Annotated in this window: 22 protein-coding genes and 1 tRNA gene; 6 read left to right on the top strand and 17 right to left on the bottom strand. The window is 41.2% G+C overall.

The window, feature by feature from the left end:
* Genes ACP5NR_RS05770 through ACP5NR_RS05760 form a run of 3 tightly spaced genes read right to left on the bottom strand, consistent with a single transcriptional unit; the run spans position 1 to position 3,169 of the window.
* Positions 1-915, bottom strand: a complete 915-nt coding sequence (locus tag ACP5NR_RS05770) for a hypothetical protein (protein WP_428004867.1) — start codon at positions 913-915, stop codon at positions 1-3.
* On the bottom strand, positions 882-2,159 hold the full coding sequence (gene ablA, locus ACP5NR_RS05765; RefSeq protein WP_428004868.1) for a lysine 2,3-aminomutase: 1,278 nt from the start codon (positions 2,157-2,159) through the stop codon (positions 882-884). The genes ACP5NR_RS05770 and ablA overlap by 34 nt, the downstream gene beginning before the upstream one ends.
* Before the next feature lie 29 nt (positions 2,160-2,188).
* Positions 2,189-3,169, bottom strand: coding sequence for a DUF4384 domain-containing protein (locus ACP5NR_RS05760; RefSeq protein WP_428004869.1), 981 nt, complete (start codon positions 3,167-3,169; stop codon positions 2,189-2,191).
* Between the two features lie 87 nt (positions 3,170-3,256).
* Here ACP5NR_RS05760 and ACP5NR_RS05755 point away from each other — a divergent pair.
* The 6 genes from ACP5NR_RS05755 (at position 3,257) to ACP5NR_RS05730 (ending at position 9,342) form a co-directional block, all read left to right on the top strand.
* Positions 3,257-3,331 (top strand) — tRNA-Glu (locus tag ACP5NR_RS05755).
* Positions 3,332-3,443: 112 nt separating this feature from the next.
* Positions 3,444-5,210, top strand: coding sequence for an NADH-dependent [FeFe] hydrogenase, group A6 (locus ACP5NR_RS05750; protein WP_428004870.1), 1,767 nt, complete (start codon positions 3,444-3,446; stop codon positions 5,208-5,210).
* 200 nt (positions 5,211-5,410) lie between these two features.
* Complete coding sequence (gene hydG / locus ACP5NR_RS05745) at positions 5,411-6,928, top strand: [FeFe] hydrogenase H-cluster radical SAM maturase HydG (protein WP_428004871.1); 1,518 nt, start codon at positions 5,411-5,413, stop codon at positions 6,926-6,928.
* Positions 6,903-7,160 carry a hypothetical protein gene (locus ACP5NR_RS05740; RefSeq protein WP_428004872.1) on the top strand — a complete coding sequence of 86 codons (258 nt, stop codon included), beginning with the start codon at positions 6,903-6,905 and terminating at the stop codon, positions 7,158-7,160. The genes hydG and ACP5NR_RS05740 overlap by 26 nt, the downstream gene beginning before the upstream one ends.
* Positions 7,114-8,208 carry a [FeFe] hydrogenase H-cluster radical SAM maturase HydE gene (gene hydE, locus ACP5NR_RS05735; RefSeq protein WP_428004873.1) on the top strand — a complete coding sequence of 365 codons (1,095 nt, stop codon included), beginning with the start codon at positions 7,114-7,116 and terminating at the stop codon, positions 8,206-8,208. Before ACP5NR_RS05740 ends, hydE begins: the two co-directional genes overlap by 47 nt.
* Before the next feature lie 93 nt (positions 8,209-8,301).
* Positions 8,302-9,342 (top strand): LysR family transcriptional regulator, encoded by a 1,041-nt coding sequence (locus ACP5NR_RS05730; RefSeq protein WP_428004874.1) that lies wholly within the window; start codon positions 8,302-8,304, stop codon positions 9,340-9,342.
* Here the strand turns inward: ACP5NR_RS05730 and ACP5NR_RS05725 are convergent.
* The 14 genes from ACP5NR_RS05725 to ACP5NR_RS05660 all read right to left on the bottom strand — a co-directional run.
* A complete protein-coding gene (locus ACP5NR_RS05725) occupies positions 9,339-10,388 on the bottom strand; it encodes a potassium channel family protein (protein ID WP_428006093.1) in 1,050 nt (349 codons plus the stop codon). The two genes, ACP5NR_RS05730 and ACP5NR_RS05725, sit on opposite strands and share 4 nt — an antisense overlap.
* Before the next feature lie 118 nt (positions 10,389-10,506).
* The gene (locus ACP5NR_RS05720) at positions 10,507-10,827 is read right to left on the bottom strand and encodes a hypothetical protein (RefSeq protein WP_428005719.1); all 321 of its coding nucleotides are present in this window, start codon (positions 10,825-10,827) and stop codon (positions 10,507-10,509) included.
* Positions 10,828-10,982: 155 nt separating this feature from the next.
* Positions 10,983-11,327 carry a DUF2250 domain-containing protein gene (locus ACP5NR_RS05715; RefSeq protein ID WP_428006092.1) on the bottom strand — a complete coding sequence of 115 codons (345 nt, stop codon included), beginning with the start codon at positions 11,325-11,327 and terminating at the stop codon, positions 10,983-10,985.
* 8 nt (positions 11,328-11,335) lie between these two features.
* Complete coding sequence (locus ACP5NR_RS05710) at positions 11,336-11,590, bottom strand: hypothetical protein (RefSeq protein WP_428006091.1); 255 nt, start codon at positions 11,588-11,590, stop codon at positions 11,336-11,338.
* The gene (locus ACP5NR_RS05705) at positions 11,587-12,381 is read right to left on the bottom strand and encodes a DUF169 domain-containing protein (protein WP_428006090.1); all 795 of its coding nucleotides are present in this window, start codon (positions 12,379-12,381) and stop codon (positions 11,587-11,589) included. The genes ACP5NR_RS05710 and ACP5NR_RS05705 overlap by 4 nt, the downstream gene beginning before the upstream one ends.
* Before the next feature lie 11 nt (positions 12,382-12,392).
* Positions 12,393-12,626 carry a 4Fe-4S dicluster domain-containing protein gene (locus tag ACP5NR_RS05700; RefSeq protein WP_232060105.1) on the bottom strand — a complete coding sequence of 78 codons (234 nt, stop codon included), beginning with the start codon at positions 12,624-12,626 and terminating at the stop codon, positions 12,393-12,395.
* Positions 12,627-12,650: 24 nt separating this feature from the next.
* Entirely contained in the window at positions 12,651-13,817 is a 1,167-nt protein-coding gene (locus ACP5NR_RS05695) for a YeeE/YedE family protein (RefSeq protein WP_428006089.1), read from the bottom strand.
* A 179-nt stretch (positions 13,818-13,996) separates the two neighbouring features.
* Positions 13,997-15,385 carry a dihydrolipoyl dehydrogenase gene (locus ACP5NR_RS05690; RefSeq protein ID WP_428006088.1) on the bottom strand — a complete coding sequence of 463 codons (1,389 nt, stop codon included), beginning with the start codon at positions 15,383-15,385 and terminating at the stop codon, positions 13,997-13,999.
* A gap of 17 nt (positions 15,386-15,402) precedes the next feature.
* The gene (locus ACP5NR_RS05685) at positions 15,403-16,182 is read right to left on the bottom strand and encodes a sulfite exporter TauE/SafE family protein (RefSeq protein WP_428006087.1); all 780 of its coding nucleotides are present in this window, start codon (positions 16,180-16,182) and stop codon (positions 15,403-15,405) included.
* Between the two features lie 10 nt (positions 16,183-16,192).
* Positions 16,193-16,516, bottom strand: coding sequence for a hypothetical protein (locus ACP5NR_RS05680; RefSeq protein WP_428006086.1), 324 nt, complete (start codon positions 16,514-16,516; stop codon positions 16,193-16,195).
* Between the two features lie 173 nt (positions 16,517-16,689).
* A complete protein-coding gene (locus tag ACP5NR_RS05675; protein WP_428005539.1) occupies positions 16,690-17,331 on the bottom strand; it encodes an IspD/TarI family cytidylyltransferase in 642 nt (213 codons plus the stop codon).
* Complete coding sequence (locus ACP5NR_RS05670) at positions 17,328-18,329, bottom strand: PIN domain-containing protein (protein ID WP_428005538.1); 1,002 nt, start codon at positions 18,327-18,329, stop codon at positions 17,328-17,330. The genes ACP5NR_RS05675 and ACP5NR_RS05670 overlap by 4 nt, the downstream gene beginning before the upstream one ends.
* Before the next feature lie 20 nt (positions 18,330-18,349).
* A complete protein-coding gene (gene disA / locus ACP5NR_RS05665) occupies positions 18,350-19,435 on the bottom strand; it encodes a DNA integrity scanning diadenylate cyclase DisA (protein ID WP_428006085.1) in 1,086 nt (361 codons plus the stop codon).
* A partial coding sequence (locus tag ACP5NR_RS05660; protein ID WP_428006084.1) for a magnesium chelatase domain-containing protein occupies positions 19,425-20,518 on the bottom strand: 1,094 nt, incomplete at its 5' end. The genes ACP5NR_RS05660 and disA, both read right to left, overlap by 11 nt.

Here is a 20,518-nt window from a genome sequence, read left to right as displayed (position 1 = left end):
TTATGGATCGTAAAGCACATCAAAGATAATTATATCATCGAAAATGTTTTTTAGTTCATCCATCAAAATTCTTGGATTTACGTCATTTTTCGTCGATGACGAGTTAACACCTATACCCACGACATTTGTTTCCTTTAAAACTTCGAAATTTCCCTTATCCGCAAGTACAAAATCGGCTGAAGGCACCACAACTTTGCATTTTATGCGGGACAAAGTGGATTCATCTGTCACCCTGGGAATATAAATGAAATCGGCATCTTTCGACATTTCCAAGGCTTTTCGAAATTCTTCGTCCGGATCTAAAATCAAAATATTGCCTTTAACTGAAAGCACGATGAAATTTTCATTTCCAAATATTTTTTCTTGGATCTCTCTGTTTGCTTTTCGTGATAAGAGTTTCTTTATTTTTAAAATGTTTTTTGAAAGATCGCCTGCAACACCTGTGACAACGATAACAGCCTCCGCGTAAGAGGCCATCCCCGTTCTTCCGAATGCACCGTCTATTATTATCTTATCGCAAAATTCAAGCAGATAATTTGACAAATTGTTTGTGAATTCAAAACCACCCACTCTGACCGTTTGCACCTCGGAGTCAATTTTAGCCATGACAAAGGCAACCTTTCCGGATGGAACATCAAAAGTTTCAACTATTTCAACGCCACGTGGAACATACTTTGACGAAATGACCGCAAAATTGCCGCTTTTTATACGCACCTGAGGTTTTGCGGCGCCATCAAGTACGTCTTTTTCTTCACCGTCTCTGCCTATGGTCATCACACAAGAATTCAGAAAATTTTCGGCCAAATAATTAACTACCGTTGTCTTTCCGACGTTTTTGGCAAGCCCCACGACGGAGACTTTTTTGTATCTTTCAACTGCTTTCAGGATTTTTTCTCTATCTTTGATTGCTTCCAATTGTTGATGCGTTTTCTCCTTTCGTTTCCGTACGGAATCAAAAATTTATGCCTTTCCTCAAGCAAACCTGAAACTCCGATTGTACTCTGTTCATCTTTGCTTATGTAATTTTCGTTGCAAGATGGTTTGTAATCGTCTGGTTCTTCGTAAACAAAAATGCCTCCTTCGTAATTTCTCAAAACCACCTTTCCCGCTCCCATAGATATGAGATATTGAGGTTCGACGGGTATTTTGCCGCCACCGCCCGGGGCATCTATGACGTAAGTCGGAACCGCAAAGCCGGATGTGTGTCCTCTGAGGTATTCTATTATTTCTATACCGCGCGCAACGGTAGTCCTGAAATGAGAAAGGCCTTCCGAAAGATCGCATTGATAGATGTAGTAGGGTCTTACCCTGTTTTTGACAAGCAAATGAACGAGTTTTTTCATAACCTGAGGGCAATCGTTGACGTCGCGAAGCAAAACGGACTGATTTCCGAGAGGAATTCCCGCATCGGCAAGTTTGGCAAGCGCGCGTTCCGAATCGGGTGTGATCTCGTTTGGATGGTTGAAATGCACGTTAATCCATATCGGATGATATTTCCTGAGCATTCCGACAAGATCGTCTGTGATCCTCTGCGGCATGACAACGGGAGTTCTTGTTCCGACTCTTATGATTTCAACATGCGGAATGGCTTTAAATTTTTTTATTATAAGTTCTAACCTTTCATCCGAAAGCGTAAACGGATCGCCGCCTGAAAGCAATACATCCCTTATTTGAGGATGATCCGCAACATATTCGACCATCTTTTCGATCTTGTCAAGAGGCATAGGCATATCTGTTTCTCCGGCCTTTCTTCTTCTTGTGCAATGCCTGCAATACATCGAACATTGATCGGTGACAAGGGCAAGCACACGATCCGGATATCTGTGCGTAAGACCGTAAACCGGAGAATCGACATCTTCAAAAAGCGGATCTTTGCTTTCATTTGGGGCCTTGTAAAGTTCATTCATCGTTGGAATGGCCTGTTTTCTTATAGGGTCTTTTGGGTTGTTTATGTCGATCAAAGACGCGTAATACGGAGTTATGGCCATTCTCAAATGTTTCAGACTCGTCGTTATGGCTCTCTTCTCATCATCGTCGAGAGGAATAACCATTGACAGTTTCTCCGCATCCATAATCCGGTTTGCAAGTTGCCAATGCCAGTCGTTCCATTGATCTTGAGTAACGTCTTTCCATATTGATATCTCTTTATAATCTCTCATACGCTTCCTCCTCTATTTTCAAGAAATATTTAAAAATTCAACCTTTTAAGTGAAAAATTGAAAGTTTGAGAATAATTGACGTTTATTTCTGTGACTATCGTTGAGTAATCAGGTTTGACTATCGTGATCTGGTAAATGCCGGAACTCAAGTCAATGCGACATGACGAAATTCCAAGCATTTTTCCGTTCACGAAGATCATCGCACCGGACGGTGTGGTGTTGAAATTGATCGTGAAAGTTTGATTTTGAGGATAATACGGCTGCTGAGGTTGTGAGATCACGGCCGAGACGACCTGATAAGTATTTGCAGCGACGTTAAAAACTTTAGAAACATTCATCTGCCCATACCAGAAGACACCCAAATGACTTCCTTCGGCAAGTTGAAGATCCAAAGGCGTGACACCCTCGTACACGCCATCCACGTAAAGACTTGCCCCTTGCGGTTGTGAATCAAAATGCACCGTACCGACGCCAGGCACATATCCAACGTAAAAATACGTCGTATCTACCGCCACCGGCTTTCCGACTATTTCCAATTTCAATTTCTGAAGATAACCCATTCCTTCGGGTATTTCCTGAAACAATTGATTGCCACTGTTAGACGGTGTTGACAAAACATTTGGATTTGTCGAGGCGATTGCTTCTATAATCTCTCTGCCGTTGGGACCTGCAACTGTGAAATTGTAATTGTAATTAGGATTTGGTATGACGTAAGTAACGCCACCTCTGACAAAATTGTCACGCTGGAAGAAATTTGGGAAAATAACTTTCAGTTGACCGGACGTCGTGTAATCGTAAATCGTAACGTATGCATCCTGAGAAGTTTTGAAGTACACGTGTATACTGTCACCCGGGTAATAAGTTGATCCCGCCGATCTATCTGTCCAGACTTTTATAGTAAGTGTGGAAGGCTGGGTAGGAGTTATTATGATATCCTGAACTGAAGCATCCGCAAAGATCAAGATACCCAATGTGGCCAAAAAGGCAAAAACCAAAACTAATCTTTTCACAACACTCCCCTCCTCAATTTTGATTTTAACCTTCTCTTAAGAACCTTTTACTTTGAAAGAAACACATAATTATGATATCATATTTTTGGCCCTATCGGATAGTGGCTAGTCCGTCTGGTTCTCAGCCAGAAGACCGGGGTTCAATTCCCCGTAGGGCTGCCAAAATAATCACAAACAAAAAAACCTCTCGGTGCGGGAGGTTTTTTATTTGCTTTTTTTTGAATATGTGCTATAATTCACATGATGATCAAACTCTTTTTCGGGGGTGAACAAATTGAGTGAAGTTTCCGTTACGATAAACGGTAAATCTTACGGTGTTGATTCTAATTTGACTGTCCTTCAGGCATGTGAGAAGGCAGAAGTTTATGTACCAACTTTGTGCCATCATCCGTTGTTGGAAGATGTAGGCGCGTGCAGGGTTTGTGCCGTTGAAATTGAAGGTTCAAGAAATCTCATGACGGCGTGCACGACAAAAGTTTCAGATGGCATGAAAATAAAAACTTCTACCGACAGAGTGGAGCGTGCTCTGAAAGACAACCTTTCTCTTTTGCTTTCGAGACATCCAAATGATTGCATGACCTGCGATGTGAACGGAAGATGTGAATTTCAAAATCTCATAAATCTTTACGATATCCACGATATTTACCCCAAAGAACTAAGAAATGTCGAATTCGACAGTACTTCAAATGCCATATTCAGAGATTTGAACAAATGCATAAATTGTGGCAGATGTGTAAGAGTTTGTCAGGATGTTCAAGGTTTAAGCATATACACCCTTTCAAACCGCGGATCCGAATCTTTGCCGGTACCAGCCTTTGACCTTGAGATGAAATACACGGATTGCATAGGGTGCGGTCAATGCAGTTCTGTCTGTCCGGTTGGTGCGATAACGGAAGAACCTGATTACAAAAAAGTCGATGTCCAACTTAGAAAACATGCCAAAGTTTTGATCGTCCAAACAGCACCGGCCACAAGAGTGGCAATAGGAGAAGAATTTGGAATGGAACCCGGTCATGTATCGACGGGTAAGATGGTGGCTGCTTTGAGAAGGCTCGGCTTTGATTATGTTTTTGACACAAATTTTGGTGCCGATCTCACGATAATGGAAGAAGGCAGCGAGTTGATAGAACAGTTGATGGGCCATGGAGAACATCCGGCTCCGATGTTCACATCCTGTTGTCCGGGATGGATAAATTTACTTGAAAAGCACTTCCCTGAGTTTATTCCAAACGTTTCAACCGCGAAATCTCCTCAGGAAATGCTCGCATCCACTATAAAGACCTATTTTGCCAAAAAGATAAACGTCGACCCGAAAGACATTTTCGTTGTTTCTGTCATGCCATGTACCGCCAAAAAAGACGAAATAGTCAGGCCGCAACACATATACGACGATATTCAAATGATAGATGCCGTAATAACGACAAGAGAACTTGGAAGGATGATAAGAAATCACAAGATCAATTTCCTTGATCTTCCGGATGAAGACTACGATGCGCCCCTTGGCCTTTCAACGGGTGCGGCTGCGATCTTCGGTGTAACTGGTGGAGTCATGGAGGCCGCTTTGAGAACCGGCTATGAACTTGCGACAGGCAAAACACTTCCGAAGGTCGAATTCAAAGATGTGAGAGGTTTCACAGGGGTGAAAGATGCCGAAATAGACCTTGATGGCAAAAAAGTCAAAATTGCCGTGGCACACGGAACGGCGAACGTGATAAATCTGCTTGAGAAGATAAAAGGCGGCAATGCCAAATACGATTTCGTCGAAATAATGGCCTGTTACGGCGGGTGCATAGGCGGAGGCGGACAGCCAAAATCAACAGATCCGAATATACTCAAAAAACGTTCTGATGCGATTTATTCCATAGATGAGGCAAGCACTTTAAGAAAATCTCACGAAAACCCTGCGATAAAACAACTTTACGCTGAATTCTACGGAAAACCTTTGAGTGATCTTTCCAAACATTTACTTCATACTCATTACACAAACAGAAAGAAATCTGTGCTCGAAAGGGCCAAAGAATCCGTAATGAGCGAGAAATGAATAAAGGCGAGTAATCTGTAAGACTTAAAAATTCTGAGATGAAGGGTACGCCTGACATCAAGGAGGTTAAAGATGAGAAATCAATTTAACGTTTCAAATTTCAGGATAGTCAAAAAAATGAAATTAAAGCCAGAAAATCTCTAAAGAGATTTTCTGGCTTTTTATCTTTATTGTGAAAATTATAACAAGAGGTGATTTAAATGAAAGAAACAACATGGGTTCAAAATGTCATCAAAGAGGCGGAATACGATCATTACATGACAGGAGGCAAAGATTTCATAGATGACGATAAGATATGGGAAAAAATTGAAAAAAACAAATCGCCTGAACCTGCCAGAATAAGATCCATAATACAAAAGTCATTCAATCTCGAACTGCTTTCTCCGGATGAAACGGCGGCGCTTTTAAACGTAAAAGATCCTCATTTATGGGATGAAATTTTCGATGCTGCAGGTAAAATAAAAAGAAAGGTTTACGACAACAGGATAGTGACATTCGCCCCGCTTTACTGCAGCAATTTTTGCGTTAACAACTGCCTTTATTGCGGCTTCAGAAGTGACAACAAAGATGAAAAGAGGCTCAAACTAACACTCGACGATGTAAGACGTGAAACCGAAGTACTCGCCGGAAAGATAGGACATAAACGTTTGATAGTCGTCTACGGAGAGCATCCCGTTTCAGATGTCAACTACATGGCGGACACCATAAGAACGATATACGATGTGAAGGTAAAAGCAAGAAAGGGACTCGGTGAGATAAGGCGCGTCAACGTTAACGCCGCCCCTATGTCCGTTGAAGATTTGAGGATTTTAAAAGATGTCGGTGTCGGCACATATCAGGTATTTCAGGAAACATACCATCACAAAACATATTCCGAAGTTCACCCGAAAGGCACTTTGAAAGCAAATTACCAGTGGAGACTGTATTCGATGCACAGGGCACTGGAAGCGGGCATAGATGATGTGGCAATAGGAGCGCTTTTTGGCCTTTACGACTGGAGATTTGAGGTAATGGGACTTTTATACCATGCCATTGAACTTGAAAAGCAATTCGGTATAGGCCCGCATACAGTTTCGTTCCCAAGGCTTGAAGAAGCCCAAAACGTCGCATTTGATACGCTCAAATACAAAGTTTCAGATGAAGATTTCAAAAAATTGGTTGCGGTTTTGAGACTTTCGATTCCTTACACGGGCATGATACTTACAGCGCGCGAGCCAGCACGGGTAAGGCGTGAAGTTTTGCCAATAGGCATAACTCAAACGGATGCATCGACAAAAATAGGAATAGGCGCATATTCAGAGATATATGGTGCCGAAAAAATGAGTGAGAGAAAAGATCAAGACCTCGGTAAGCAACAATTCATGATAGGAGATCCGAGAGATCTCGATGACGTCGTCAGAGAACTTGCACAGATGGGATATATAACATCTTTTTGCACGGCTGGTTATCGGTGTGGCAGAACTGGTACAAACATAATGACGCTTTTGAAAACGGAAAAAGAAGGTCAATTTTGCAAGTTGAACGCGATTTTGACGTTCAGAGAATGGCTTGATGACTTTGCCTCCGATGAAACCAAAAAAATTGGTGAAGAATTGATAAAAAAGGAGATGGCAGAGGTAAAATCAAGGATGCCAAAGATTTATTCCGAAAAAACCGTATCGACACTTGAAAATTATCATGAAAGGATCAAAAATGGAGAAAGAGATCTTTACTTCTGAATTTGAAAAAGTGGCGAATACCTACGATGTAAAATTATGGGTAGCCGAAAAACTTGGCAGAAGATGGTCTTACGTGATTGGCGGGGGAAATGAGAAGTTTCTCCCCGCTTCTTTGATAGGTAAAGTTGATAATTACGGTGTTTTTGTGGAAGGAGAAAATTACAATGCTCAGGAGATTTTGAAAGATGTCGGAGAGATACTCTCAAAGTTCAGAGACATTCAAAAAGGTTGAAGAAATAAAAAAATCGGATCTTTCAGATAACATAAAATTGGTTGCGTCAAAAGTACTTGAAGATAAGCCTCCTTCAAAAGCAGAACTTGTCTATTTGCTTGGTCTGAAAGATTCTCAAGAAAGAAAATCTTTGTTCGATCTTGCATCCTGTGTCAGACATGATAACGTCGGTGATACGATCTTCGTAAAAGGCATAATAGAATTTTCAAATTATTGCAAACGCAATTGCCTTTATTGTGGAATAAGATCTTCATCGAAAATAGAAAGATACAGAATGACAAAAGATGAGATATTGGATATTGCCATAGAAATGTCAAATTGCGGAGTTGATACGATAATTCTGCAATCGGGCGAAGATCCATTCTACACAACCGAAATGATCGTCGACATCATAAAAAGCATAAGAGAAACCACCCAAAGGCCTGTTTCTTTGTCGATAGGAGAAAGAACTGTCGAAGAATTACGTATTTTCAAGGCATCCGGTGCATCGAAGTATCTTCTAAAACAGGAAACCGTCAACAGAGAAATTTTTGAAAAAGTCCATGGTTTTGATTACGATACTCGTATATCGCTTTTAAAAGCGCTTGTCGATTTGAAATACATAGCGGGTGGCGGTAACATAATAGGATTGCCAGATCAGACTTTATCCGATATCGCGGATGATATTCTTTTCATGAGAGAAATAGGAGTTAGGATGGCAGGCATTGGACCATTCATTCCGACAAAAGGCACGCCTCTCGAGCATTATCCAATCGGAAGCGCTGATTTAACTTTAAACGCTTACGCTTGTACACGCATAAGTATACCTCTTGTGCAATTGCCGACAACGACGGCTTTGGGTACCATCGACAAAAACCTTCAATATAAAGGTTTTGAAGCAGGATGCAATGTCATAATGGTTAACTTCACGCCGGACATTTACAGAAAGAATTACAGAATATACGATAACAAAAGAAAGGTTGAATTTTACGAGACGATCAACGATCTTTCAAAGATGAACAGAAGGCTAACCTCTTTGATAGAAAAGGCTGTACTAAATCAAAGATAATTGTTATAATGCATGTGATCAAGTACATATACCAAACTCATTTTAAAAGTCGAATAGTCATTTACTGTGAGCGAAGGGCAGGATGCCTCCGAGATGGCCTCCGCAGCAGCGCGAGGACCAGACATCGAGCGAGGCATCTGCCGGAGCGGTGATTCGGAATTTGAAACTGACTTGGTATATCAGTTCAAATTCAAAAAGGAAGGTGCAGCCTTGAATGAATCGTTAACTATTGATGAAATAAAGGTTTTTCTGGAAGTTGTCAACGCCGGAAGCATAACTGGCGCATCCAAAAATCTTTTCATAAGCCAGCCCAGTATTTCTCAGCACATTAAAAATATAGAAGAAAAATTGAATTTCAAACTCTTCGATCGTTCAAAAAGTGAAGGACTCATTCTCACGGAAAAAGGATTCAAAGTTTATCAAGCCCTTATTCCTCTTATCAATACATTCGACGAGACGATGGAAACATTGTTTGTCATGGGTGATTCCAACGAACTTCAACTCAAGATAGGAGCAAGCAAGATAATAGGCGAATACATGATGCCTGAAGTCATTTCTGACTTTTTTAAAGAAAAGGCACATTCGAATTTCTGCGTTGAAATTCAAAACACCTCTGAAACGATAGAAAAAATTTTGGACGAAAGAGTTGCTTTCGGTTTGATAGAAACGCCATTTTGTCACAGTTCTCTTTTCACGGAAACTTTCTGTGTGGATGAGATGAAACTCATATGCTCTTCAAAAAACGAATTGGCATCAAAAAGAGAGATTTCACTTGAAGAATTGAAGGATGTTCCATTTATTTTCAGAGAAATAGGGTCCGGAACAAGAAAGATGATCGAGGAAGAATTCGCAAAATACGATTTTACGCCTAAAATACATCTTTCTTTTTCAAGCAACGAGGCAATAAAAAGGGCTGTCGCGAACGATCTCGGTGTTTCGATTTTAAGCGAATTTGCAACACGAAATGAAGAAAAAGCAAAAACGATCGTATCGTTGAAGATCAAAAACTTGAATTTTAAAAGAGAGTTTTACATATCCAGAAAAAAAGGAAAATTTTTCTCAGAGCAAGAAAACGAGATAATAGAATTTCTCAAAGAATGGGCTAAAAGTCATCTTAACGATCTAAATGGCTAAGCCTTTCTCAGATTCGCGAATTGCGAATCGTCATTTCCCATGACGATAAGTGTCATTCCAGATTCGATTTCGGTTAGAACAGGCGGATTGAAAATAACTTCATCCCCTTTTCTTATGGCTATCAAAATGAGGCCTGTTTTTTCGGAGATTTTGATTTCCTGAATTGTTTTACCTATCATCTTGCTGTTTGAACTCACCGGAATTTCCGCGCTTTTCAACTCCACATTTTCGTTTTTATGAACTATTTCCGTAAAGGATCTAAGCGACGGATCGAGCACCAACGATGACATTCTCGATGCGGCTATTTCGACTGGAGAAATGACGCTGTTCGCACCGGCATAATTAAGCCTTTTTATGACGGGTTCTTCGAGTGCTTCGCTTACTATGTTTATCGATTTATTCATGCTCCTTGCTATGAGCGAGACATGAACATTCAGAGAATCATCCGTTAGGGCTATGACAATAGATTTTGCGTTCTTTATTCCGGCTTTCATCAATATCGATTCATCGGTAGTTATGTCGCCGACGATGTAGTAGAAATCTTTTTCATCCATGTATTTTATAAGGCTTGATCTTGCATCGTCAACGTAATCTTTGTCTCTCGCGACGAAGACAAAAGGATATTTGTTTATCGCAAGTTGAATGGCGACGTACTTGCCTATTCCTCTTCTTCCACCTGCTATTATGCAATGATCCTTCAGATTTTCCATTTTTTTCATCTTCTTTCGTATTCTTGAATATCTGCGGAGTTCTCCGTCAAAAAGAAATGAAGCGATATTTCCGAGAGTGTACAAAAAGATGGAAATTCCCACAACGATAAGCAAAACTATGAACACATAATCGGCCGAAGTCATAACATTGTTTTTCGGCATTCCATACCCGACTGTTGACAGTGTTATCACAGACCAAAAAACAGAAGTTAGAAAATCCCATTTTTCTATGTACATGTAACCGAATGTTCCAAATAAAATAACCAGTCCCAACGATACGAGACCGATTATGAGGCCGATTATCCTTTTTCTAATTAAATTGCTGTCTTCTTCCATAGATCACTCTCATCGATTTTCAATTCATTACTCTATGATATACTTAACTCACTTTAAAAGTCGAATGTTGATTTACTGTGAGCGCAGGGCATGATACCCTGATCTTATTTTTATTTTTCTAACCTATGGCAAAGTACAGATATCCGTCCTTTACATCATCGGATATCGCTACCAATCCTGGCTTTAAGACGGCTCCTTTTGGTGGCAGCGCGTTTTCTAATCCTGCCTTTTTTGTGCTTACCGAGCAAATTTCAAGTTTCAATCCTTTACCAATCAGGTCCTCTATTGCAGATCTTAAACTTCCCTGTGCAAACAAAGGCACCACCGCGGGACCTAAAGCCACGATCTTTATATCCCTTTTGCCTATGCTGTTTTCGACCATCGTAAGTGCATGTTCCCAATTCTCAACATTTATGACCTGTAAGACCCATTTGTCCATATTTTTCACATCCTTTCAATAATGTATCCGGTTAAGTTAAAAATGATGACGTAAAGTGCTTTCGAGTCAACGATAGTGGTGTTGAGACAGTATTTGAAGATCAATAACTGAAGCAATTCTTCAAATTTCTAAACTTTGCCTCCATATCGCAGTTTTTACCTTTTGTAAGGATACTTCAGATCCGGTTGTATTTCTCCGAATTCTCTTTCGTACTCTCTGAGACAAAGTTCACCCTTTCTGCTCAAAACGTAATAAGTATGGTTTCTGTGCTTTATCGTTTTCAGCCTCTTTATGTTTGTGTGATAATCTATTACGCTGCCGCTGACTTTTTCAAGAAATCCCAGATCGAAAAGCTTTTTGTGAATTGTCATTGCCTCGCACAATTTTATCCCGAATCTGTAAGAGATGAGTTTGGAATAATCCGCTCCCATCAATTTGTGATATTTCAATATCTTAAGTTCCATCTCGTTCATTTGATTAATTGCTTCGCAATCAGACATGATCTGCCTCACAAAAATTTCTTCAATTCTTTTATTTCTTTCTTTGATTCATCCATTTTTGATGAATTTAACATTTCGAAGATGTAATTCAATTTAGATTTTATCAAAGAGAAATACGCCACCTTTGCTTTGTGAAGATTCATCGAATGAAGATGATCCTGCAGATCTTTAAGAATTCGGATACTTTCTTCATCGAGATTGGTGGCGTATATCTTTTCAAAAAGTCTGTCTATTTTTTCGATTGTGTTTTCTTTCGGCTTCACCGAAGTTCCTTTGGCAAATCCTGTCTTTTTGGAATGTTCTGTCTGGCAAGTAGGTTCTCGACAAGATCTGCGAACTCAATGCCAGGTATGCCGATTCCCATTTCGGTCGGATCTTTGAACGCGTGCGATCTTGCCCCTCCACAGAGCGTCGAAAGATTCATTTTTCTGTTTAAAAGTGGCGAGACGGTCATTTCAGCGCATACTCCGCACGTTCCGAGTACATCAACTTCCAATCTGCCTCCCGTTTTCATGACGTAAGGTCCTTCGAGCGAAAGCATTTGCGCCGGATTTCCAAAGACAAGCACAACGTGCGGATCGACAGGTGATACGGACAGTTTAAAAACGACAACATCCGCAGTCGATCCGGCCTCAAAGTGCGGTATCATCTCGCGCGTTACCCTTGAGGTCTCTATGGATGGAAATCTTCTGAGCAAAAAGTCTCTTTCACCGTTTTTTATCGGCTCGGGCAGATCGTAAAATCCCAAATTGGCCGCTCCGGCAGAGCATAAGAAGTCTTTTGCTTTGAGGACAAGCACATCCGGTCTTTCGGCAAGTTTGGAATAATTCGCGGCTCCTCTTACAGTATCGACTGCCTGACAATAAGTGAGACGTCCGTTAGGTTTTGGAAAATTTTCAAAGAACTTTTCGTACCTTTCAGCATGTTCGGCCGGTATGAGATAAACTCCGACGGGCTCGTATTTGAGTTCGAGTTTTTCGACGATCTGATCTGTCAATTTCTTCCAGTCATACTTTGGTTTGATGAGTTGTTCTTTTAAAAGCGGTCCTGCCATTTCAATCACTCCTATTGCTGTCCGTCGATGTATATGGCGTCTTTTGCGCATATTTCAAGGCACGAAAGACAAAGTATGCACTTTTCAGGTGCGACGGCCACAGATTTGAATTCCTTGTTTGGGTCGGTTTCTCCCGGCCTTCTTACCAGTTCGTAAACGTCTTGAGGACAGACTTCAACACATTTTCTGCATCCTATGCACCTATCATCGTCTATCGTGATGGTTGCACCGGGTATGAATTCCACGCTGTTCGTTTTTATCGCCTCCGATTAATCAAGTGCTTTTCCATAAAGTAAGTGCGCCGTGATGTATGCCGTTAATAACACGATAGCACCAAAAAGTAAACCGCTTGCGGCCAGTTGAGATGATCCTGAAAGTATATGTCCGCTTGCACACCCTCCTGCCATTCTCGCACCGAAGAGCACCATGAATGCACCCCAGAAGACAGCCCAATTTCTCTTGGATTGGCTTGAGCCGAATCTTTTCTTCCAGACAGGCGGAATATCTTTTTTGTATCCCATCCATCTTCTCGTGAGCAAAACGGAAGAGATCAAACCTCCCAAGAAAGTCCCGATGTCCGATATGGGTTCCCACCCTATTTTACCGAGTACATCCAAACTCCCGTTATGAATAGGTAAAAGATCCGCCAGATAAGGAAGATTTGGAATAGCTTTGGGCCAGAATGCGTATATGAAAAGACCTCCGAGCCATGAAAAAGTTGTTGATTCTCCAAAGATCTGTCTTAACATTATAACGGCCGATGTTGTTATCGCAAATGCAAGCGCAAGTATGAAGACTATTCTCGATGCCTCAACTGTCGATGCTTCCGCAACGGGCATAACCCACTTTCTCATCTTTGGATATCTTTGTTCATATTCAGTCGTCCATGGTGAATGCAATTGTTCATTTGGATCTGTTTTCCCGAGAAAATGCCAGCCACACCCTTTTGTACCTTGAGGAAATCTTGGAATGAAAAACCACATCCCTATGAACGCGGCAGCAAAAAGAATGCCAACAAACCATGCCCCACCGGCATTACCGTTTGCGAGTGCAAGCGCAAGTGAAACTGGGCCATAATTTGCGGCTTTGACGAGTGCACCGCTTAAAGGTCCATATATCAACGACCACAGAAGAGCTCCAAGCAAGCCTCCGCCCAATGCCCACCATCCTTCGCGCCTGCCCTGACCGAGAGATATCCAGATAGTTCCGGGGAAATATCCCGCGATGGCCGTTCCCAATCCGAAAAATATCGCTCCGATTATTATTCCCCAGAAATAGAGATCTTTGAACCCCCAGTTGAGATGAATGCCAAACATGTTTACGAAATAGAGTAAAAAGATGCCTATTCCAACGACCAGTCCAAAGCATATCAAGAGTAATCTGTCTCTCCATGCAACGGCCTTTATTATGACATCCGGATCGGCAAAATTCCACATTTCAAGCATCATGCCAAGAATTATACCCGGAAATAGCCCAACTCATACATTTGCATGATGATAAAATATTCCGCCGATGAATAGCAGCAGAGATGAAAAAAGTAATATAAGCGCTATCATCCACGGCATCATACCTACTTTTTCCTCTTTCACCTTCAACTGAAGAGGTACTCAAAAATTCAGATCAATTTTCTTGCAGCCTTTACTATACCTTCGGCAGTCGTGGGATGTTGATCGGCGAATTCCGCGACCTCTTTTACAGTAAATCCTCCTTCGACAAGTCTTGCAAGTTCTCCTATCAAGAGCCCGGCATCAAGACCTATGACCCATGCTCCGACTATCTTCATCGTCTCGGCATCGAAAAATTCTCTTATCTCTCCGTCCATCTCTCCGAAGATCTGCGCGCGGGCATCGATTTTGAACGGCGATGATGTTTCCGCAAGTTCAATTCCCTTTGACTTCGCCTCTTCCGGCAAGATCCCCACGTAAGCGCCCTCCGGAAAGGTAAAAACGGTCGTCGGAACTGTTTTGAAATTCATGTAATCGATGGGAGTATTTCCTGCCATTATGTTGTTTGCCGCCACAAGGGATTGTCTTACGGCCGAATGAAAAAGCATTGAAAGTCCGTTGACATCACCCGGGGCATAGATGTGGGGAATATTCGTCTGCATTGCGTTGTTTACAATTATCCTTCCATGTTCTGTTTTTATCCCTATTTTTTCCGCACCTTCGGGAATCACAGACCTTCTTCCGACGGCCATCATGACGATATCAGAAGTTACGCTTTCCGTCTTGTCATCTTTTACATATCTCATTCTGTATCCATCTTGAACCCTCTCGATTTCCATAACACGTGCACCTGTTACGATTTCTATGTTCGGATCCAAAAATTGCCTTAAGGTTTGTGAAAATCCGAAATCGACCTCATCCGAAAGTATTCTGTCAGACCTTTTGAAGAGTTTAACCTTCGTTCCGAGTTCGTTGAAAAAGGTCGCTGTCTCAAGCGCTATGTATCCTCCGCCTATTACCGTCATCGTTTTGGGGAGTGTTTGCAATTTCGGATTCATTGAAAAGATATCGTGAGACGTTATGCATAAATCCGTCCCGTTTATCGGAAGCATCGAAGTTTCCGATCCGCTTGCGACGATTATCGCGCGCCTTGCACGGTAGACTTCATCTCCTTTATCCGATTTCACCTCAAGTGTGTGATCGTCCAAAAATCTTGCATGACCTTTCACAAGTTGAAGGTGTGGAAGCGCTTCTTTTAACTCTTCGGCATGCTGGGCATACCTGAATTTCTGAACGTTATCTTTGTGGGCGACTATTTTTTTGTATTCAAAAGAAACCTGTCCGTCCAAACCCCAGAAGTCGAATTTTTTGGATGTCTTGTAAAGATTTACAGATTCTCTGATGGCTTTCGACGGAACGCACCCTTCGGCAAGGCAATTTCCGCTCATGACGCCCTTGTCATCGATCATGACAACATCCATGCCCGATCTTGCAAGTCTGAATCCCGCCGGATATGCTCCACCACCCGCACCTATTGTCACGACATCAACCGTTTTCATGATAATTCCTCCTTATCTCAAATAATGCCCATCGTTCTTACAAACATGTAAATTGCCAGTGCTATTACAAAGTAAGCGAATATCTTCGTAAGGGATCCAGTCTTTATCTTTTTGGCGATCAGAACGCCTATCACGATACCGACTATCGCACCGATGACAAGCCAGAGCGCTGTTCCCCATGCTATCGTTCCGACACCGCCAAGCCTTGATAATATTCCCCACAAACAATTCAGCGCTATTACCATCAAACTCGTCGCTATCGCGTGTTTCATCGGAAAATAGAGTATCAAAACTAAAACGGGTACTATCAAAAATCCGCCGCCAACTCCGAAAAAACCCGTCATAAATCCGATGAATAATCCCGCCCCGACGAATTTTGACCATTCCGACAGTCCTCTGACATTTTTCAAACTCGGAACACCGGTATCCTTCGCGTAATTTTTTTCTCTTAACATCATGATGCCTATCACGACCATCAAAGTTGCAAAGAGATAAAGTATCAAGTACGAAGGCAACAAAGCGTTGAAATAAGATCCCAAAAAGGCTCCGACTATCCCTGCCACGGCAAAAAGAAAACCTATTCTCCAGTGAAGATATTTCGTCTTGCCAAATGCATATTGTATGGCTCCAGCAAGCGCTCCCACACCGACGATGACAAGACTTGTGCCGGTTGCGATGTGGGCATTCATGCCCAACAGGTATATCAAAATAGGAATTGTTATTATCGATCCGCCCGCACCTGTCAGTCCCAAAGAAAGTCCGATTACAGATCCATACGCGATATCAAGAATACCCATACAAACCTCCTTAAGGTTTTATGTAATGGAACCCTTTTTCTTCGAGTTTCGCAATCTCAACAACGCCCGACGGAACGATTTTGACAAAATCTGGAAGCGCGGATGGTTCTACATGCTCTTTTTTCATCGAATTAAGACATGAGATGAAAGTTACATGTTTTGAAAGTATCTTCATCTGATCCAATAATTTCTCATCGATGTAGCCGTTAACGGCCTCTCCGTTTGCCACAACTTTTATTGAAGATTCTTCATCGATGTCTTTGATGAAATTATTCAAATTTTTGATCGTGAGATCCCACATGACCGATTCGTCAACGTGAAATAACACTTCCATAAAATCCTCCTTTCGCACATAAAACGATTATAATCGCAAGATTTTAGAAAATCAAATACGAATTTGATATGGGGGTATAAGAAATACTTCATCAAGCAGCACATATCTGGCGGAGGGCAGGTACCCTTCGTTTCGGTAAATAAGCATTCGGCTTTTGAAACGGGTTTAGTATATTATAGCAGTGCCTGAAGAATTTTTAGATCTTCTTTTGTCGTGATTTTTATATTTTTTTTGTCTCCATCCACAAGTTTAACCTCAAATCCTTCAAGTTCAAAGGCAGACGCATCATCTAAAAGATCGATATGGGAAAATTTTTTGTAAAGGCCGGCAAGTTCTCCTGCAATACAGCCTTGAGGTGTTTGCATTCTAAAGACTTTGTTTCTGTCGAAAAGAGTGTATTTACCGGCATTTTCTATTCTTATCGTGTCCTCACTTTTGATAGCGGGTACAACACATCTTTTGGATCTTATCTCCGATAAGACGTCTTTTACGATTTTATCGGTCAAAAAAGGCCTTGCTCCATCATGAACGAGCACCTCGCTATCGGCCGGCACAAGATCAAGCGCATTTAAAACCGAGTCCTGTCTTCTTGGGCCACCGTAAGCGATTTTCATTTTAGGATTTAGGTATTTATCGAAGGATTTTTTTTCCTCTGCCTTTATGACTATCACGATGAGATCAAAGTTAAGCCTTTCAAAGACATTTACCGAATAAAGAAAAATAGGTTTACCTTCAAAAAGGTAGAGAGTTTTGTTCTCTCTACCTCCTGAAAATCTACTTGAATTCCCGGCGCAGACTATTATGGCAGATTTCATGACTTAGGATTTATGCGCGCAAAAAGCAATTTACCTGCGTTAGTTCTAAGGATATTCGTTATAACCACTTCTTGTTGCTCTCCCACATTCTTCCCGCCATCTTCGACGACTATCATCGTTCCGTCTTCTGTGAACCCTATTCCTTGCTCTTTGTTTTTACCATGTCTGATTATCTGCAATTTTATTCTCTGGCCGGGCAAAAGTGTTGGTTTGAGTATTTCCGCAAGATGGTTAAGATTTAAAACTTTTACCCCTTGAAGTTGGGCTACACGGGTAAGGTTGTAATCAAGCGTTACTAACCTTCCATTGTATTTTCTCGCGAGGTTGACGAGATCTTCATCAACCTTTCCCGTTCTGTAGGCTATTGAATCGTCTATCGTAACTTTTAGATCGTCCAAGCCTTGCATTTTTTCAATTATTTCAAAGCCTTTTCTGCCCTTATCCTTTTTTTCGTCATCTGAACTGTCTGCCAATTTTTGCATCTCAATTAAAACAAATTGGGGTATAACTATTTTACCGTTAAAAAGTCCTATGTCGAAGAGATCCAAAAGTTTGTCATCAAGAAGAACGGAGGTGTCGAAGATGAAGCTTCCGTAATTCCCGGATATTTCTCCAACTTTAAACATCGACAGAACTGACCTTTGTGAAATGATCCATGCACCCATAAAGGAAAGGATCACGATTATGGATTTTCCTATTGTGACAGATAAAAAATTATAATTTGTGAAATCGGTCATAAGGTAATTTCCTACCACCATAAACACTACGAAAGCGGCAAGGGCAATAAGAAAATTAAACGCATTTATCCTGTTTTCTTTCAAACGTTTGGCGAGAAAATAAAGTACGATTCCAGTCAAAAGCCCGGCTATTCCACCTATCAAAATCACAAAATAAGGATACCACCATCTTGTATCGAAGAGCGCATAGTTCGGAAACCATGCGTAACCAAAATAAAGTCCTAAAAATAACGGAAGGATCAACAGCAACCATTCGATCATAATTTGTACCCCCTTATGAATTAATTACCATAATTAATCCTGTTTTTCAAAGACGAAATGCCACTCATTATAACAGTTGCGCGTTTCTCGGCAACGCCATCGACACTCATAAGATCATCGAAAGAAGCTTTTAAAAGCCCTGATATGTTCTCAAATTTTTTGACAAGATCGTGGGCTATATTCATGGGTATTCTCGGGATACTTCTTAAAAGTCTGTATCCTCTCGGTTGCAAAGTCATTTCGAAGATCTGATGTTCCTCTATATCATACCCCATATGACGAACGAAAGAGAAAAGATCAAGAATCTCTTCTTTTTGATTCGAGAAAAGCACTTTCATGAGTCGATCTGGATCATGCGATTTTCCTATGACTCTTTCACTTGCATAATCCATAATCAACAATTCGATGTTTTCATCAACGCCATCGTTAAGTTCATCCATATGCAATTTGGTGAGAACTCCTTCATTTCCAAGTTCGAAAAGGTAAAATGAAAGATCTCTGTACAAACTTATTATCTTCAAACCACGATTGATAATTTCGAAAACATCAAAAAGCGTAACCCTGTTTTCCATCTCTTTAGTGCTCAAAGATATGATAGAATTGTCGAAATTCGTTCTGTATCTCTCCATGAGCCTTATTCCCTGATTCATCTGAAGTACGATAACGGAGACATCTTTTACCATGTATTTCCAATCTTTTTGGTAAAGTGTTATCACCTTCCTTCTTTGAGAAACGGCAATCACGAGTTTTCCCGTCTGAAGTGCAAGCCTTTCAGCGGTTCTGTGTCTTGTGCCCGTTTCGTTCGTTGGAATGCTCCTATCTGTGGATAATTGAACGTTGGCATACCATATTTTCTTGAGATCTTCCGAAAGCACTATCGCTCCATCCATTTTTGCAAGTTCATAAACTTTATTCGGAGTAAAAGGACAATTAAGATCGAAGCCACCCTGGATAACGCCATTTTTTAAGTATTCTTTTGGATCCTGTACAAGAAAAATAAGTGCCCCTTTGTCTGCCCTCATTATGTTGTCTATCGCATCTCTCAAAGGTGTTCCGGGTGCTACCATCGAAAGTATATCTTTTACACTTTTATCATCAAGCGACATTTCTTCCTCCGAATGATTTTAAAATGGCTTCTTTCAAGGTTTTAACCCCTTCTGTTTCGTCAGACCTGTAACCGTTCGAAACGATAACACGTGCTATACCCATCCTTTTTGCCTCCGATATTCTCATTTGCATTTGAGGCACATTTCTAACTTTTCCGTCAAGGCCTATTTCTCCTATGAACGCAATTTTTGGTGGAAATCTCAACTTCCTGACGGCCGAAAATATCGCAACCGCGACTGCAAGATCGATTCCGGTATCATTTGTGCGTAATCCTCCGAGAATGTTAAGGTATATGTCTTTATTTTCAAGTGAAATTCCAAGATGACTTGAAACTATGGCAGCCATGATCATGAGTTTCGTGTTTTCAAATCCTCTTGTTATTCTTATAGATCCATTTCTGTAACTCGGAGTTGCAAGCACCTGAACGTTCACCATCAAAGGCCTTGATCCTTCTACTATGACAGAAAGCGCACTGCCGGGATCTTCAGAATCAACATCCGCAAAAATTTTTGAAGGATCCGGAATTTCAATCATTCCATTCGTTTCCATATCATAAACCGCTATTTCATCTGTCGGGCCGAATCTGTTTTTAACAGATCTCAGAATCCTTCTTCCAGATCTTGGCTCACCTTCAAGATAAAGCACGCCATCGACCATGTGCTCGAGCACCATTGGCCCTGCGATATTTCCTTCTTTTGTGACGTGCCCTATCATGAATATCGCGACATCGTTGGCTTTTGCGTAATCTATGAGTTTCATCGTGCATTCTCTCATTTGAGGAACACTGCCGGCGAGCGCACTCATGCCGGATGTGTAAAGTGTTTGAATCGAATCAAAGACGATAGCCACAGGTTTTCCTTTTGAAGAAACGGATGAAAGCACATCGTCCACATTTACCTCGGAAGAAAGGAAAAGACGATTGTTTTCAACACCGAGACGTTTTACCCTTAACAAAGTCTGTGGAACAGATTCCTCTCCGCTTACATAATAAACGTTCCCGTAAGTGGTTAACGCACTTGCGTATTCAATCGCAAGTGTAGACTTTCCTATACCTGGACCTCCTGAAATGAGAATAACACTCC

The organism is Athalassotoga sp., from assembly GCF_049965695.1.
Classification (GTDB): domain Bacteria; phylum Thermotogota; class Thermotogae; order Mesoaciditogales; family Mesoaciditogaceae; genus Athalassotoga.
This window is presented reverse-complemented; position numbering and strand designations above follow the sequence as displayed.